The sequence below is a fragment of the Ureibacillus sp. FSL W8-0352 genome (assembly GCF_038004345.1).
Taxonomy (GTDB): Bacteria; Bacillota; Bacilli; order Bacillales_A; family Planococcaceae; genus Ureibacillus; species Ureibacillus thermosphaericus.
This window is the reverse complement of record NZ_JBBOQT010000001.1, coordinates 2315717-2331383: the sequence shown is the minus strand read 5'-3', so window position 1 is coordinate 2331383 and position 15667 is coordinate 2315717. Positions and strand designations below refer to the sequence as shown.

At 36.3% G+C, this 15667-nt stretch carries 17 protein-coding genes, 1 other RNA gene and 1 riboswitch; of the genes, 14 read left to right on the top strand and 4 right to left on the bottom strand.

Annotated features, from left to right (window positions below):
- Nucleotides 1-221: 221 nt before the first annotated feature.
- Nucleotides 222-327: riboswitch (TPP riboswitch) on the top strand.
- 99 nt (nucleotides 328-426) lie between these two features.
- The 5 genes from tenA to NST98_RS11780 are packed head-to-tail and all read left to right on the top strand — an operon-like array spanning nucleotide 427 to nucleotide 3714.
- A complete protein-coding gene (tenA, locus tag NST98_RS11800; RefSeq protein WP_340436845.1) occupies nucleotides 427-1113 on the top strand; it encodes a thiaminase II in 687 nt (228 codons plus the stop codon).
- A gap of 15 nt (nucleotides 1114-1128) precedes the next feature.
- A complete protein-coding gene (tenI, locus tag NST98_RS11795) occupies nucleotides 1129-1731 on the top strand; it encodes a thiazole tautomerase TenI (RefSeq protein ID WP_096549871.1) in 603 nt (200 codons plus the stop codon).
- Complete coding sequence (gene thiS / locus NST98_RS11790) at nucleotides 1728-1937, top strand: sulfur carrier protein ThiS (protein WP_238536181.1); 210 nt, start codon at nucleotides 1728-1730, stop codon at nucleotides 1935-1937. Before tenI ends, thiS begins: the two co-directional genes overlap by 4 nt.
- A gap of 2 nt (nucleotides 1938-1939) precedes the next feature.
- Nucleotides 1940-2704: a thiazole synthase gene (locus tag NST98_RS11785; protein WP_340715194.1), complete on the top strand. Its 765-nt coding sequence runs from the start codon at nucleotides 1940-1942 to the stop codon at nucleotides 2702-2704.
- Complete coding sequence (locus tag NST98_RS11780) at nucleotides 2701-3714, top strand: ThiF family adenylyltransferase (protein ID WP_340715737.1); 1014 nt, start codon at nucleotides 2701-2703, stop codon at nucleotides 3712-3714. Before NST98_RS11785 ends, NST98_RS11780 begins: the two co-directional genes overlap by 4 nt.
- A gap of 196 nt (nucleotides 3715-3910) precedes the next feature.
- On the opposite strand, the gene ssrS is transcribed toward NST98_RS11780, so the two are convergent.
- Nucleotides 3911-4101, bottom strand: a non-coding RNA gene (gene ssrS, locus NST98_RS11775) — 6S RNA.
- Between the two features lie 136 nt (nucleotides 4102-4237).
- Nucleotides 4238-4879, bottom strand: coding sequence for a YfbR-like 5'-deoxynucleotidase (locus tag NST98_RS11770; protein WP_026019017.1), 642 nt, complete (start codon nucleotides 4877-4879; stop codon nucleotides 4238-4240).
- 202 nt (nucleotides 4880-5081) lie between these two features.
- Here NST98_RS11770 and NST98_RS11765 point away from each other — a divergent pair, with 202 nt between their 5' ends.
- Entirely contained in the window at nucleotides 5082-5516 is a 435-nt protein-coding gene (locus NST98_RS11765) for a hypothetical protein (protein WP_340715193.1), read from the top strand.
- Nucleotides 5517-5801: 285 nt separating this feature from the next.
- Here the strand turns inward: NST98_RS11765 and NST98_RS11760 are convergent, their stop codons facing one another.
- Nucleotides 5802-5987 (bottom strand): hypothetical protein, encoded by a 186-nt coding sequence (locus tag NST98_RS11760; RefSeq protein WP_016837641.1) that lies wholly within the window; start codon nucleotides 5985-5987, stop codon nucleotides 5802-5804.
- Nucleotides 5988-6093: 106 nt separating this feature from the next.
- Here NST98_RS11760 and NST98_RS11755 point away from each other — a divergent pair, with 106 nt between their 5' ends.
- From NST98_RS11755 to NST98_RS11720, 8 genes are all read left to right on the top strand, one after another.
- Complete coding sequence (locus NST98_RS11755) at nucleotides 6094-6666, top strand: superoxide dismutase family protein (RefSeq protein WP_340715192.1); 573 nt, start codon at nucleotides 6094-6096, stop codon at nucleotides 6664-6666.
- 298 nt (nucleotides 6667-6964) lie between these two features.
- Entirely contained in the window at nucleotides 6965-7960 is a 996-nt protein-coding gene (locus NST98_RS11750) for a TAXI family TRAP transporter solute-binding subunit (protein WP_340715191.1), read from the top strand.
- Nucleotides 7961-8032: 72 nt separating this feature from the next.
- Entirely contained in the window at nucleotides 8033-8542 is a 510-nt protein-coding gene (locus tag NST98_RS11745; RefSeq protein WP_340715190.1) for a DUF1850 domain-containing protein, read from the top strand.
- A gap of 1 nt (nucleotide 8543) precedes the next feature.
- Nucleotides 8544-10553, top strand: coding sequence for a TRAP transporter permease (locus NST98_RS11740; RefSeq protein WP_340715189.1), 2010 nt, complete (start codon nucleotides 8544-8546; stop codon nucleotides 10551-10553).
- 242 nt (nucleotides 10554-10795) lie between these two features.
- The gene (locus NST98_RS11735; protein ID WP_340715188.1) at nucleotides 10796-11911 is read left to right on the top strand and encodes an amidohydrolase; all 1116 of its coding nucleotides are present in this window, start codon (nucleotides 10796-10798) and stop codon (nucleotides 11909-11911) included.
- 26 nt (nucleotides 11912-11937) lie between these two features.
- A complete protein-coding gene (locus NST98_RS11730) occupies nucleotides 11938-13053 on the top strand; it encodes a mandelate racemase/muconate lactonizing enzyme family protein (RefSeq protein ID WP_340715736.1) in 1116 nt (371 codons plus the stop codon).
- 11 nt (nucleotides 13054-13064) lie between these two features.
- On the top strand, nucleotides 13065-13772 hold the full coding sequence (locus tag NST98_RS11725; RefSeq protein WP_340715187.1) for a GNAT family N-acetyltransferase: 708 nt from the start codon (nucleotides 13065-13067) through the stop codon (nucleotides 13770-13772).
- Nucleotides 13773-13852: 80 nt separating this feature from the next.
- On the top strand, nucleotides 13853-14593 hold the full coding sequence (locus NST98_RS11720) for an alpha/beta fold hydrolase (RefSeq protein ID WP_340715186.1): 741 nt from the start codon (nucleotides 13853-13855) through the stop codon (nucleotides 14591-14593).
- Between the two features lie 77 nt (nucleotides 14594-14670).
- Here NST98_RS11720 and NST98_RS11715 read toward each other — a convergent pair whose 3' ends face one another.
- On the bottom strand, nucleotides 14671-15540 hold the full coding sequence (locus NST98_RS11715) for a YitT family protein (protein ID WP_340710143.1): 870 nt from the start codon (nucleotides 15538-15540) through the stop codon (nucleotides 14671-14673).
- Nucleotides 15541-15667 lie beyond the last annotated feature (127 nt).

The window sequence follows — 15667 nt, the reverse complement described above, 5'->3', positions numbered from 1 at the left end:
TCGCTAGAGCAACTTTATTTTATGGTAGAAGCCGCAAACATTTTTAGCTAAAAGTATTTGAAGAATATCCAGTCTGCTAAAAAAGATTATGCTTTTCAATGAGACACTGGGAAGTAGAAAGTTATATATAGTTGGAATAAAATAACAAAATTTATATTCATTTTAACTTATTGAAAATTTTATGAGTTCATGTAACAATGATTGTAATTTAATAAAGCATTATAAATCACTAGGGGTGCTAATTCATTTTAGCTGAGAGAGGCATTGCCTCAACCCTTTGAACCTGCACTAGGTAATGCTAGCGAAGGGAAGTGGTTGTTGGGACTCGTATTGTCTATTATTATATCTTTTTGCATTTCGGGTTTTAAGCCACTTCATTTTTGAAGTGGCTTTTTTTAATGGTGAATTGAATGGGAGGGAGAAATGATGAAATTTACTGACCGACTTTTAGAAAAGTATTGGTCGACTTGGAGGAAAAACCATGAACATCCGTTTGTAAAAGAGTTGGGTGAAGGCACATTGGACCCTGACAAATTCCGTTTTTATATGATTCAAGACTATTTATACTTAATCGATTATTCCAAATTGTTTGCTTTAGGTGCGGTGAAAGCGCCAAATCTTGAAGTGATGACGGTGTTTGCCAACCTGCTTTATTACACAATGAATGGAGAAATGGCGTTGCACAGAAAATATGCGAGTCGTTTTGGCATAACGGAAAAAGAGCTGGAAGAGGCAAAACCGTCTCCGGTAACGCTTGCATATACGCACTATATGTTAGCTGTTGCACAAAATGGTTCTATCGCTGAACTTGCAGCTGCTCATTTAGCTTGTGCATGGAGCTACTGGGAAATTGGATGTGAACTTGCTGAAATCGAGGGTGCTAAAGAACACGGATTATATGGAGACTGGGTAAAAATGTACAGTTCCGAAGAGTTTGGCCAATCAGCGCAATGGAATCTCGATTTGCTTAATCAATTGGCAGAAGGAAAACCGGAATCTGAACTTTTACGACTAGAAGAAATCTTCTTAAATACAACACGATTTGAATACATGTTTTGGGACATGGCATACAACAGGCAAATGTGGCCGACTGATGAAAAAGTCAATGCATGAAAGGAAGTCAATGTATTGGAACTGCATGCCATAACTGATGGAAAAAAATCAATTAAAGAGCTGAAAGAGATTATTACATCCATTGCCGATGTTGTTGATTACATTCATATACGCGAGAAAAGTAAAGTGCCCGCAGAAATCGTTGCGCTAGTAGAAGAACTTATTTATGCAGGGGTGGAGAAAGAAAGGCTTGTTATTAACGACAGGCTTGATATAGCCCTACTTACGGGTATACGGAACGTACATCTTCCAGCAAACAGTCTTCCGGCAGCAAAAGTAAAAACGGCGTACCCATATATGAGAGTTGGGGTTAGCGTGCATTCCGTTGAGGAAGCAAAAACTGCTGAAGAAGCGAGGGCAGATTATTGTCTTTTCGGTCATGTATTTGAAACGGACAGCAAAAAAGGATTGGCAGGTAGAGGAACGAATGCCCTAGGTAAAATCGTTGAACAATTGCAGATTCCCGTGATAGCGATTGGTGGAATTACGCCAGACAACGTTGAACAAGTGCTGGAGAAAAAAGTGCATGGCATTGCGGTGATGTCTACCATTTTCTCATCGAGTCAACCAAAGGAAGCCGCAATCCATTTAAAAAATATTGTTCAAAAAGGGGGATGAAGTTGCATCTTTACATTAATGGCCGAAAAACAGAAGTGCAAAGTAGTATTCAAAGTGTTGAAGATTTGTTGAAGTTTTATAAATTACAAGATCGCATAGTCGTGGTTGAACAGAATGGCGAAATTGTATTGAAAGAACAGTACAGCAAGCAGCTAGTGAATGATGGCGACAAAATTGAAATTGTCCATTTTGTTGGAGGGGGATAAACATGTTAAAAATTGCAGATAAAGTTTTACAATCAAGATTGTTGTTAGGTACAGGGAAATTTCCGAATTTTGAGATTCAAAAGGAAGCGGTAGAAGCATCTGGAGCAGAGATTTTAACTTTTGCGGTCAGAAGAATGAATATTTATGCACCATCCCAACCGAACTTTTTAGAAATGTTGGATCTTTCCAAATACACGCTTTTACCGAATACGGCAGGAGCCAAAACAGCGGAAGAAGCAGTGAGAATTGCGAAACTCGCAAAAGCTTCAGGGTTATGTGACATGGTGAAAGTCGAAGTCATTGGGGATGATAAAACTCTTCTCCCTGATCCTATTGAAACATTAAGAGCATCAGAAATGTTATTAGAAGAAGGATTTATTGTCCTTCCTTACACTTCTGATGATGTAGTGTTAGCGAAGAAGCTGGAGGAATTGGGAGTTCATGCTATCATGCCAGGAGCTTCTCCTATTGGTTCTGGACAGGGTATTATCAATCCATTAAATCTTTCATTAATCATTGAACAGGCAAATATTCCTGTCATTGTCGATGCAGGAATTGGTTCCCCAGCAGATTGTGCGATTGCAATGGAGTTAGGTGCAGATGGCATTTTATTAAATTCAGCGGTGTCAGGTGCAAAAGATCCAGTTAAAATGGCAAAAGCAATGAAACTCGCTATTGAAGCTGGAAGACTTGGATATGAAGCAGGAAGAATTCCGAAAAAGCGCTATGCTGTTGCCTCCAGTCCAACAGAAGGGATTCTTTCATAATGGAGCGATATTCGCGACAAATTTTGTTTTCTCCGATTGGTGAGGAGGGACAGAAAAAATTACTGAAAGGCCATGTACTCATTGTTGGTGCAGGGGCACTAGGTTGCGCGAATGCTGAGATGTTAGCTCGAGCTGGCATCGGTAAAATCACTATCATTGACCGGGATTACGTCGACTTGACGAATCTCGGTCGTCAACAACTTTATACGGAAGAAGATGCAAAAAATAAAATTCCGAAAGCTGTTGCTGCACAAAAACATCTACAAACAATCAATTCAACCATTCAAATTGAAGGGATTGTTGGGGATTTTTCAATTGAATTAGAAGAGATGGTAAAAGATGTGGACCTCATCATTGATGGAACAGATAATTTTGAAACGAGATTTTTCATCAATGATGTTGCCATGAAACACGGCATACCATGGATTCACGGTGCGGTTGTAAGAAGTTATGGTATGAGTGTTTCGATCGTGCCAAAACAAACACCGTGTTATAATTGTTTGCTTCAAGTGATTCCATCCGATGGTATGACTTGTGATACCGTTGGAGTCATTAGTCCAGCGGTGCAAATCGTTGCATCTTATCAAACAGCGGAAAGCCTGAAATACTTAGTGAGTGGAAAGGTGTCTAAACAACTAGTTTCCTTTGATGTTTGGAAAAGGGAGCATTCAATTATTGACGTTTCTTCTTTAAAAAGAGAGGATTGTCCTTCATGTGGGAATAATCCCACACATCCTTACTTAACATTAGAAACAGGTTTGAAAACAGCAGTGTTGTGTGGCAGAAATACGGTGCAAATCAGACCGCACCAAAAACAACAAATTTCATTGGATCATATCTCAAAAAGACTCCAACCGCTTGTTCAAAACTTAAAAGCGAATCCTTACTTAATTTCGTTCCAAGCAGAAGATGTTCAAATCGTTCTCTTTCAAGATGGCCGGGCATTAATTCATGGAACGAAAGAAGAAGAAAAGGCTAAAAGAATTTATCATCGCTATGTGGGAGCATAAAAGTGCTGAAAGTTGCTTGCCATTGGGAAAAACACGGACACCTGTTAACTATGAGCGAAGTAGAAGTAGAAGTGGTATCAAAATATATTATTATAGAGGAAAGCGGGGAAGGTTCTCCGCTTATTTTTTTCAATAAATTAAAAAGCCCTCCTAATCGGAGAGCTCTTTTACAAACATTGTTAAGGTAATGTTTGTAGTGCAAGCCGCCTTGCCGTAATATTATAGAAAGTTTTAAAACCACGACTCCACCAAGTGGGTGTTCGCAGAAGATTTCCTGTATATCGTCATTCACCGTAGTGTGACGCTCGCCATTCCACCTTCGATCTAAAACTCCCTTTTTCAGTTCAAAGGTTAAAACTTAATATTCAACGTACAACGCAGCTTTAATGTAATAGTAATTGAATATGTAGCCTCGTGCAAGTAAGTATCTTTTAATAAAAAAGTCAAATATTTAATATAAAAAAGTAACGGATATTAGAGATAGAATTGGATACAAAATAAAAGCCTCACTATAGCAGAATCCTTACTCTTGAGGCTTTATTTTGTTCAATATTTCATTTGTTAAATCGGCGATATTAATTTGCGTATCTTCTTTCATGACATCCTTTAAAATTTCATTTCGGAAATAATTGACACTTACTTTTAAAGGCATTTGAAGAAGATTTGTTAATGCTTGTTGATACATAATAATAAATTCTTTATCCGTATTACCTCGCTTCAGTTCAGCGAATGATTCATAAAATTGATCAAGCTTATCCGCAAATTCAAGAAGGCGGCCTTCTAACGTACCATCTTTTCCCTCTTTCATTCGCTCGAAGAAAACTTCTTGGAATTCAGATGGAATCTCTTCTTTAATGAATTTTTCCATCATTTTTTCTTCCACGTGAGCAAGCATTTGTTTTAACTCTTCGCTTGCATGTTTTACCGGTGTTTTAATGTCACCAATAAACACTTCTGCAAAGTCATGATTGATTGTTTTTTCGTAAAGGGATTTCCAATTGACTTTTGCCCCGTTCATTTCTTCAAGCGTTCCGAAAAACAATGCGTATTGAGCTACTTTCCAAGAATGGGCAGCAACATTATGTTCTTCAAATTTAAAGCGCCCTGGAGCTCGAAAAATACGTTCTAGATCATTTAAACTAGTAAAAAATTTATGGATACCGATTGTAAACACTCCTAACAACCATGATTATGAAAATCCTGTGTGTTAATCATACATCAAAGTTTATCCAATGAGAGGCGATTATTAAACATTTAACATAAAAGTAAAATAGTTTAATAAAATGATTTGTCATTGAATTTATAAATTAAGTATTTGAAATACATGTTATAGTAGAAGTAGGTATTATAGATTGGATGTGAAAGAGATGATGTATACTATTTTTTTATTCATTCATATTTTAAGTGCAGTCGTTTCAATAGGTCCGTTAGTTACATTGATTCCTTTAACAAAGAAAATGGAAGCTGCGGATGAGATAGAAATGATAGGATTTGTACAGTCTTTTCGACTAGCTATTACCGTTGTCAAGCATGCCGGTCATGTTCTTGTACTTTCTGGTGCGATCCTTATTATTGTTAGCGGATGGAAATGGACTGATTCGTGGATTGTTTTAACGGTTGCCATTATGTTAATATCCATTGTTTTCCTAGCAAGTGCTTTCAAGCCCACATTAAAAACCTTTGGGACGAGTCATTATAAGAAAGAAGAATTTATCAAGAAATTACGAAAAGCAACATGGAAATATATCATATTATTGCTGATTATGTTGTGGTTGATGGTTGATAAACCAATGCTATGGTGAATCTTATGTTGTTAGAAAGGTTGTAATATTATTCATATGATAAATGGTTCGAAATGCTACTTTTGTTTTTTTTAAAGATACTAAGGTGTTTGTAAGTAAAATACGAAGGGCCTGACCAAAGTGCAAACTTTTGGTTAGGCACAAATTCTTATGATAAATAATTTTATTTGCTCCTAAAGTGGTCACATCAAACACGCCTCTTCGCCGCAATTTATTTGAGATGAAAGGGTCATCGTTAATAGAAAATTGGCGCCTTAAATGACTTATCAGGCGCCAACTTTTCCATTATATTGACACGTCAATAACATTTCCTTTATACGGATGGTTTATTTGATGCTGTGCTTGATTTGATTTTTCCAACATCTCAATGACACCGGATGACCCTAAATTTAAGGATTTGTCTAAAATGCTTAATTGTAGAGTATGTTGGAGTGAGGCTAGCTGACTAGACATAATTGAATTGATATCCACGGAAATCCCTCCTTTCCATTAATATCGGAAAGTTTTTCGCCATTCCCATCTTTTTTGAATATTTATCCACTCCTTTGTCGAAACTTTTTTCGAGGGAGGGATGAGCATGAAAAACATCTTATTAAACAGTTTACCACTTAGCATACTACTTTTAGGCGGTTGCAGTTTTTTTGGAGCTGCGAATGAAGAGAATAACGAAATAATTCCCACGAATACAAGAGAAGCTTTGACTGCAACAGCAACCATGATTGATACAGAGGGTAATGAAATGGGGATAGTTGAATTGACCGAGTCATCAGAAGGTGTGAGAATCCATGTAAAATTGGAAAATGTACCGGAAGGAGAGCATGGTTTCCACATTCATGAAGTAGGAAAGTGTGAAAAACCGACTTTTGAATCTGCAGGAGCGCATTTCAATCCTAAAGGAAAAGAACATGGTTTTGACAATCCGAAGGGCTTCCATGCAGGAGACTTACCGAACATATCACCAGATGAAAATGGCTCTGTCGATATAGAGTTTGTTGCAAAAAATATTACCCTAGAAAAAGGAAAGGAAAATTCCTTATTTGATGAAAACGGAAGCTCTGTTATTTTACATGAAGCTCCTGACGATTATAAAACGGATCCATCCGGAAATTCTGGTTCGCGAATTGCTTGTGGTGTAGTAGAGTCAAATTAACCAAAAAAATCAGGATGTTTGCTCATATTGAAGCGACATCCTGAATTTTTTTATTATTATATTTATTTTGTTAAATATAATAAATCAGATATTAGAAAATTTAAAAAAATGGTTGTATTATAACACTTTTGCAATACTGTACCCAATTTTTTCATATAAAAATTTCTATTATAGTAAAATGATTATCTGCTTAATACGCTATTATTCTATAAAAATATTTGACATAAGTAATTTACAATAGTTACAATTGTACTGTGTTAAAACACCTATTACGCAATACAAAGAGGAGGGAATTGATTTGAAAAACAAAAAGTTTCTATTTCTAACAGTAATTAGCATCATGTTACTCATGTTGCTGGCTGCGTGTGGTGGTAAAGAAGACACTTCAAACACAAATGAAGGTTCAACAGAAGGGGATAACAAAGAAACAACATCTGATATTAAATTCTTAAGCATGGTAACGGGTGGTACACAAGGTACTTACTATGCTTTAGGTGGTACATTTGCTGAATTAATTACAAATGAAACAGGTATTAAAACGACTGCTGAAGTTTCACAAGCATCTGCTGCGAACGTAAGTGCTTTAAAAGCAGGCGATGCTGAAATCGCTTTCGTACAAACAGATATTGCATATTATGCTAAAAACGGCCTATTAATGTTTGAAGGCGAGCCAATGGAAGATTTAGTGGCAATCGGTGCTCTATATCCAGAAACAGTTCACCTAGTAACAACTGCTAAATCAGGTATTAAATCTTTTGAAGATTTAAAAGGTAAAAAAGTTTCTGTCGGTGCTCCAGGTTCTGGTACTTACGCAAATGCTGAACAATTATTAGAAGTTCATGGTTTAACAATGAAAGACATCCAAGCACAAAACTTAGACTTCGGTGAATCAACTGATGGATTATCAACAGGACAAATTGATGCAGCCTTCATTACTGCTGGATATCCAACAGCTGCTGTAGAAGCTTTAGGTGCACAAGAGGAAATTGTGGTTGTTCCAGTAGATCCTGAAAAAGCAAAAGCATTGATTGAAAAATATCCATATTACAAAGAAGATGTAATCCCAGCAGGAACTTATGGTTTAGCTGAAGACGTTCCTACTGTATCTGTACTTGCAATGCTTGCTGTGAAGAAAGATTTACCAGAAGATGTAGCGTACGGCATTGCAAAAGCAATCTATGGCAATACTGATAAAATTGGTCACGCTAAAGGGGCATTCATTAAGAAAGAAACTGCTTTAGATGGTATTGGAATTGAAGTGCACCCTGGTGCTCAAAAATTCTTTGACGAATAATTATTGATCATTGTAAAGTGAAGGGCTTGAAGGCTAATGCTTCTTCAGGCCCTTTGTATATGGAGCGGTAACATGAAAAAAGTAACCGGTATTTTTATTGTCATGCTCACATTGTTTGGCTCTTTTCTATTCATCCCCCTCTATTCAGTAATTTCTTTTACAGAGACAAAAACAACGAACAATCCACAAATGTATTACATAGTTGTTGATCAAGATGAAATATTTCAGATTCGCTTCACTCATTCCATTCATTTAACGGATGTGCTTGAGACCTATAAAGTAGTGGACAACGATAAATTTCAATTGATCTCGATGGAGTATGAAGATGTGGCAGTGGGGATGCCAGCTTATGCAGAGGAAGGGCAGAGTTTAATTTATGAGGATGGGAAATATACATTATCCTATTCAGAAGCTTTTTTAGATAACTTTGTCCTCTATGTTGGAGATATCAACACCGATTTATTTTTTTACTATAAGGGAAAAGCAATCGATTTAAAAAAACATCTTCAACGGGGAAATTCTTACCTCCTAGAGATAAAAAAGTTTTCTTTGTATGACAGGATGAAGGGAGTGCAAATGTAATATGAAAACCGACGCTAAGCAACTAGAAGGTCTAACAGAAGAACAGTTAGCGCAAGAGTTGTTGGAAAAGTATGATGCTGAATCGAATTTGAGACGTTTAGGTGGAGTAATGAAATGGGTTGTTTTTGGTTTGCTTCTTGCCTTTTCATTATTCCAAGTATACACAGCTATTTTTGGTCAATTAACTGCATATTTACAACGAAGCATACACTTGGGATTTGCATTAACAATTATTTTCCTTTTATTCCCTCCGAGAAAAAGAAAAGGATCAAAAACGAAAATTGCGTTTTATGATTATATTTTAGCAATTATTGCAGCAATTTGTGGTATATATTGGACTCTAAATTATGAAAGGCTTGTAACAAGTTTAGGAACGATTACCCAATTAGATTTTATCGTAGGTGGAATAGTTATCCTATTGGTATTAGAAGCAGCAAGAAGAACTGTAGGATTGCCGATTGTAATAATCGCGATACTATTTTTGTTGTACGCTATTTTTGGTCCTTATATGCCAAACTTTCTAGCTCATCGTGGTCAATCGTTAGAACAGCTTGTAAATTTAATGTATTTTTCTACAGATGGTATTCTAGGTACTCCTATTAGCGTGTCAGCAACCTATATTTTTGCGTTCTTATTATTTGGTGCCTTTTTGGTAAAAACAGGTGTAGGAGAATATTTTAATGATTTAGCGATTTCTGTTGCAGGTAAGCTTGTGGGTGGACCTGCAAAAGTAGCAGTATTCTCTTCTGCCCTACAAGGTACGATTTCTGGTAGTTCTGTAGCGAACGTTGTAACTTCAGGTGTTTACACGATTCCAATGATGAAAAGACTTGGATATAAAAGAGAGTTTGCCGGTGCAGTTGAAGCGGCATCTTCTACTGGTGGTCAAATCATGCCGCCTATCATGGGAGCAGCAGCTTTCTTAATGGTTGAATTTATCGGACGTGGTGTAACGTATTGGGATATTGCGAAATCTGCAGCTATTCCTGCAATTTTGTATTTTACAGGTATTTGGATTATGACTCACTTTGAAGCGAAAAAATTAGGGCTACGAGGTTTAACGGACGAAGAATTACCAGATCGCAAGGAAGTATTTAAGAAATTGTATTTGTTGACACCACTTGTTTTAATCATCATTATCATGATGATGGGTGTTCCAGTGATTCACTCTGCGTTATACGGAATTCTCGCATGTATTGTAGTTGGATTTTTAAATAAAGAGGTAAAGTTTGGTATAAAAGAGATAATTGATGCTTTGGCTGATGGAGCAAGAACAGCCCTTGCTGTAGCATCGGCAACAGCATGTGCCGGTATAATTGTAGGGGTTGTTGTAAAAACAGGACTTGGTTTAAGTTTAGCAAGCGGTTTAGTGGAACTTGCAGGAGGAAATATATTATTTACACTATTCTTAGTAATGATTGCTTCCTTAATTTTAGGAATGGGTGCACCAACAACTGCAAACTATATTATTACTTCTACAATTGCAGCACCGGCTATCGTTACATTATTAGCACCAGATGTTCCTCTTTCTGCTGTGCCTGTTGTAACTCTATTATCTGCACATTTCTTTGTATTCTATTTTGGAATAATAGCAGACATTACACCGCCAGTAGCATTGGCTGCTTTTTCAGCAACTGCAATTTCCGGTGGAGATCCAATTAAGACGGGGATTCATTCTGCAAAATTGGCTATTGCAGCGTTTATTATCCCATATATGATTATCTTTTCACCACAACTACTTATGATTGATGTTACTTTCTTAGAAGTGATTTGGGTTCTAATAACAGCAGTTTTAGGTATGATTGCCATTGGTGCAGGAGTTATTGGGTTCTGGTATAGACGCATTATTTGGATTGAAAGAATTATATTAGTTGTTGCAGGTTTACTCATGGTTTATCCAGAATCCCTTTCAGACATTATCGGTTTAATCATCTTTGGTATTCTGTTTGTCATTCAATACTCCACAAAAAATAAAGGAAATAACACTAAATTAGATGCATCTATCAACTAAGGATTTTAATCCGTCTCGATTAGAGGCGGATATTTTTTTGCAAAAATGTATTACTAGCTACTCTATTAATAGATAAAGATAGATTGAACCGAATTTATGGAGTACATGGAATAATTTTCGCACGAAAAACTCTAATGATTATTTTATGATGGAAGTAATTGTTTTTGTGTAGGCAAAAGCAATTAATAAATATTACTACATTATGTATAATAGAGTAAGCAATAAAATCGAGGTGCGAAAATATGGGTCAAGTGAAAACATATGAAGAAGTCGTCTTTAGTTGGTTTGAGCTTTTTCATAATTGTCCAGAAGTCAGTTGGAAAGAGTATCAAACTACTAATAAAATCGCATCAATTTTGGATGAATTAAAGGTACCATATAAACGGTTTAACGATATGACTGGACTTGTTGCTGAAATTGGTCAAGGGGATGAAGTAATCGCAGTGAGAGCTGATATCGACGCCCTTTGGCAAGAAGTAGATGGCGTCATGAAAGCCAATCATTCTTGTGGACATGACGCGAATATATCAATGGTATTAGGTGCATTGCTAAGAATTAAAGACCTTCCTTTAAAGAAGCGAGTGCGGTTTATTTTCCAACCAGCTGAAGAAGTAGGCGGTGGAGCGATTGAAATGGTGAAGCGGGGAATAATCGATGATGTATCCTATCTCTTTGGGATTCATTTAAGACCAATCGATGAGCTGCCTTTTGGTAAAGTATCTCCTGCGATTCACCATGGTGCCGCACTATTTTTACAAGGTGAGATTAGAGGTGTGGATGCACACGGAGCAAGGCCATATCAAGGGAAAAATGCTATCGATATCATTGTAGCGATTCAACAAATGTTGAAAAATATTTATTTAAACCCTTTTGAAGTGCATAGTGTGAAGTTAACGAAAGTGGTGGCTGATGGTGGAAGCGTTAATGTCATTCCAGGGAACGCTACCTTCTCTATCGATATTCGAGCTCAAAAAAATAGAGTGTTAGATGCATTGCAATTACATGTAGAAAATGGACTTCGAAATATAAGTAAAATGTTTGAAACAGAAATTGTTTGGGATTGGTATGATAAAACGCCTGGAGCTGAAGTATCTGAAGAAGCGAAGAAAATTGCAGAAAAAGCGATTCTGGATACTGTAGGAGAGGGCTTTTTAGCAGAGCCGGTGCACACGCCAGGTAGTGATGATTTTCATTTTTACACCGTGTCGAAACCGGAGTTGAAAGCGACAATGATTGGTATCGGTGCAGATTTACAGCCAGGCCTTCATCATCCGCACATGACTTTCAATAAAGATGCGTTAATTATCGGAGCAAAAGTGTTGGCTAAAACTTTGTTTAATGCAACACAATATAAATAAATGTTGTTAGAAGGAAGTTGATTTTGATGAATATTAAGAGCATAGAAATTTTTGCAGTGGAATTCCCACTGATAAAACCCTTTATTGTTAGTTACGGTACGTATCCAACGATGCCGTCGATTATCGTAAAACTTACAACTGATGAGGGATTCGTTGGATGGGGAGAAAGTGTACCGGATGAACACGTAACAGGTGAGACGTTTGAATCCACTTTTCATGTATTAAAACATTCGTTAGCACCTGCGATGATTAATGAAACGCCTTTTCATTTTGAAAAAATTCACGACAAAATGAATCGCATATTAAAAGGCGCACCGAGTGCAAAGGCGGCGATCGATATCGCATGTTTTGACGTTGTGGGAAGAAAACTTGGAGTACCTATCTATCAGCTCATTGGAGGAAGATTTCATAAAAAATTTCCAATTACTCACGTATTAAGTATTGATGAGCCTAATAAAATGGCAGATGAGGCAGAAGAGAAAGTAAAAGAAGGCTATCGATCCTTTAAGATGAAAGTTGGTAGAGAGGTAGAAAGTGATGTAGAAAGAATTAAAGCTGTAAGACAACGGGTTGGAGAACAAATTGCCATTCGCATTGATGTAAACCAAGGATGGGTGAATAGCGCAAATACTTTAAAAGCATTGCGATATTTGAAATCCATGGGCATCGATTGGATTGAACAGCCAGTCGTTGCAGATGATATTGATGCAATGGTTGAAATTAAATCAAAATCCAACATACCTCTTATGATTGATGAAGGCCTTTGCAATGTTCGTGATATGAGGGAAATTATTGCAAAAAAAGCGGCAGATAAAGTGAATATTAAGCTAATGAAATGCGGAGGAATTTATCCTGCGGTGAAACTAGCGACAATGGCGGAAATGGCCGGAATTGAATGTCAAATTGGTTCGATGGTGGAGTCATCCATTGGATCAGCTGCTGGTTTTCATGTAGCCTTTTCGAAAAAAATTATTACGAGTGTGGAATTAACGGGGCCACTTAAATTTAAAACGGATATTGGGGATTTAAAGGAAAGCTATAAAATTCCATTTATCGAGTTGAATGAAAAAGCAGGTTTAGGTGTAACAATTGATGAAGAGGTTTTATCTCAATTAACAACAGATTCTTGCATTATTGAATAAAGGTGGAAGACATGTCTGAAGTGTTAGAACAAGGTGTTTTAGGGGATATTCCCTATTATGTCAGAAGATTAACGGTAGAGGATTTACAACGGATTTTAGATCTCCAACAAGAAGTTGTTAAAGCACTGCCAAATCAAGAAACGTTAGAGCCTCTTTCTGCTGAGGAATTTTTATTTATTCTAAAGGGCAATGGATTAATGATTGGAATTTTCAATCATGATCGACTCATTGCTTTTCGTGCGCTCTTAATCCCAATTGTAGATGATCAGAGTCTGGGAAGAGATATTGGATTGACGGATGAAGCAGATTTGAAAAGAATATTATATCAAGAAATTTCAAATGTGCATCCTGATTTCCGTGGATATGGATTACAAAAAAAGATGGCAACGATTATCATGAACCAAATTGATACATCGAAATTCGATTATGTGCTAGCAACCGTAATGCCTTATAATATCCCGAGCATAAAAGATAAATTTCATCAAGGAATGCATATTGCTGCATTGAAGGCAAAGTACGGCGGGAAAATGCGATATATTTTCGTGAAATATTTGCACAAACACCTGCAATTGAGAGATGAATCAGTGTTCATTTCAATGGGGAATATTGAAGGACAGCAGAACCTATTACATAGTGGATATGTTGGAGTTGCATACAAAAAACAAGATGACGATTGGTTGATTGAATATAAAAAAGTTTCAAACGAGGGCTTGGAATAGACCAAGCCTTTTTAATTTTCATATATTTCTAGTATAAGGGTGAAAAGGATATCCAAACTAAGTGAAAAAGGAAGATGGATATGGAATTTCACGAGTTTGGGAATCTCCGAAACCCGAAGTTACTATTAATCCACGGAATGGCCGTTACTTGGGAAAGTTTTCATCCACTCATTGATGAATTATCAAAGCATTATTATTTAATTATTCCTTCTCTGGATGGACATAATGGAGATTCGTCATCTCATTTTGAATGTATTGATCAAGAAACAGAACAAATTGAAAATTATATATTAAGTCGATATACGGATTATGTACATGGGGCATACGGTTTTTCGATGGGTGGAACCATTTTATTAAAGTTGTTAGCGAATCAAAAAATACAAATAACAAAAGTGATTTTAGATGCAGCCTACTATCTTCCTTTAGGGATTTATTCGAAAACGGCAGCGATGATTTTATCAAAAATCCTGTTAGACTTACGAAATAATCAATTACATCCTAAAATGCGCTCGTTATTAAGTTATTACGATGTGGATGTTGAAAGCTTAAAGAAGGCTTTATATCCTCAAATTTCTCTCAAAAGTATTGAAAATTGCTTTCTAGAGTTATTTAAATTTTCTTTACAACAATCCCTTCCGAACTCGCCAGAGATGTATTATTGGTACGGCAGTAATGAAATCATCCCTGAAAAATCCATCAAATACTTAAAACAAGTTGTTCCAAACATAAAAGAAAAGGTTTTGAAGGATTTAGGTCATGGGGAATTTATTACAAAGTATTCAACTGAAGCGGTGAAAGAGATGAGAACAATATATGGGTGAGTATTTGTAAAAAAGAAAAAACAACAAAGTGTTGAAACTTGTTGTTTTTTCTTTGGAATCTATTTTTTTGGTGTAGATTAATGGATATTTTTTTTCTTGAAATTGCCGCCACGAACTTCTGCAATATCATTGAAAGTAATAAATGCATTTGGATCTTTCTGTCTGACAATGGTTCTTAATTTACTTTCTTCCATTCGGTTGATGACGCAATAAACAATTTCAACTGGCTCGTTGGCATATCCACCAATCCCATTTAAATAAGTAACGCTACGACCTAATCGATTGATAATCGCTTCTCCGATTTCTCGGGAATTTTTGCTTATAATTGTAACGGATTTCGCATCTTCAAGACCATTTTCGATGATGCTAATAACTTTTGAAGCGATATAATAGGCGATTGCTGAAGAAAGAGCTCCTTCAACGCCAAATACAAAACCGACGAAAATGAAAATAAATACATTGATAACTAAAATGATTTCACCAGTTGAAAAAGGTACTTTTCTACTAATTAATACAGCAAGCATATCCGTACCGTCTAAGGCACCGCCGTTACGTAATGCTAGACCCATACCAATCCCGAGTAATATACCACCTGAAATCGTGACTAATAAAGAATCCTGATTAATAATAGTTGGGATATGATGCATAATCGAAGTAGCAAATGATAATGTACCGATACCAATAACGGAATTAATCGCAAATGTTTTTCCGATTAATTTATAACCTAAATAAATAAATGGGATGTTTAAAATTGCTAAGAAAAGACCTAACGGAAGTGGGGTAAGCGTCGAGAGAATAATGGATATTCCGGTAATTCCACCATCAGATACGCTGTTTGGAATTAATACAGCTTCAAGACCATAGGCAGCAATAAATGCACCGATAACAATAAAGGCAATACTTACAATTCTATTCAATAAGGTAGGTTCATGACTTTCTTCATGCATATGTATAGGTTCCAATCCTTTCTCCTAAGAGTGCTTTTTAATTTTATCAAAATTTTGAAAGTCTTGCATCTACTAGCTCTAATAAATTTTTGATTAATTGAGAAGAAAATGTTATAAAAAAGAAAAA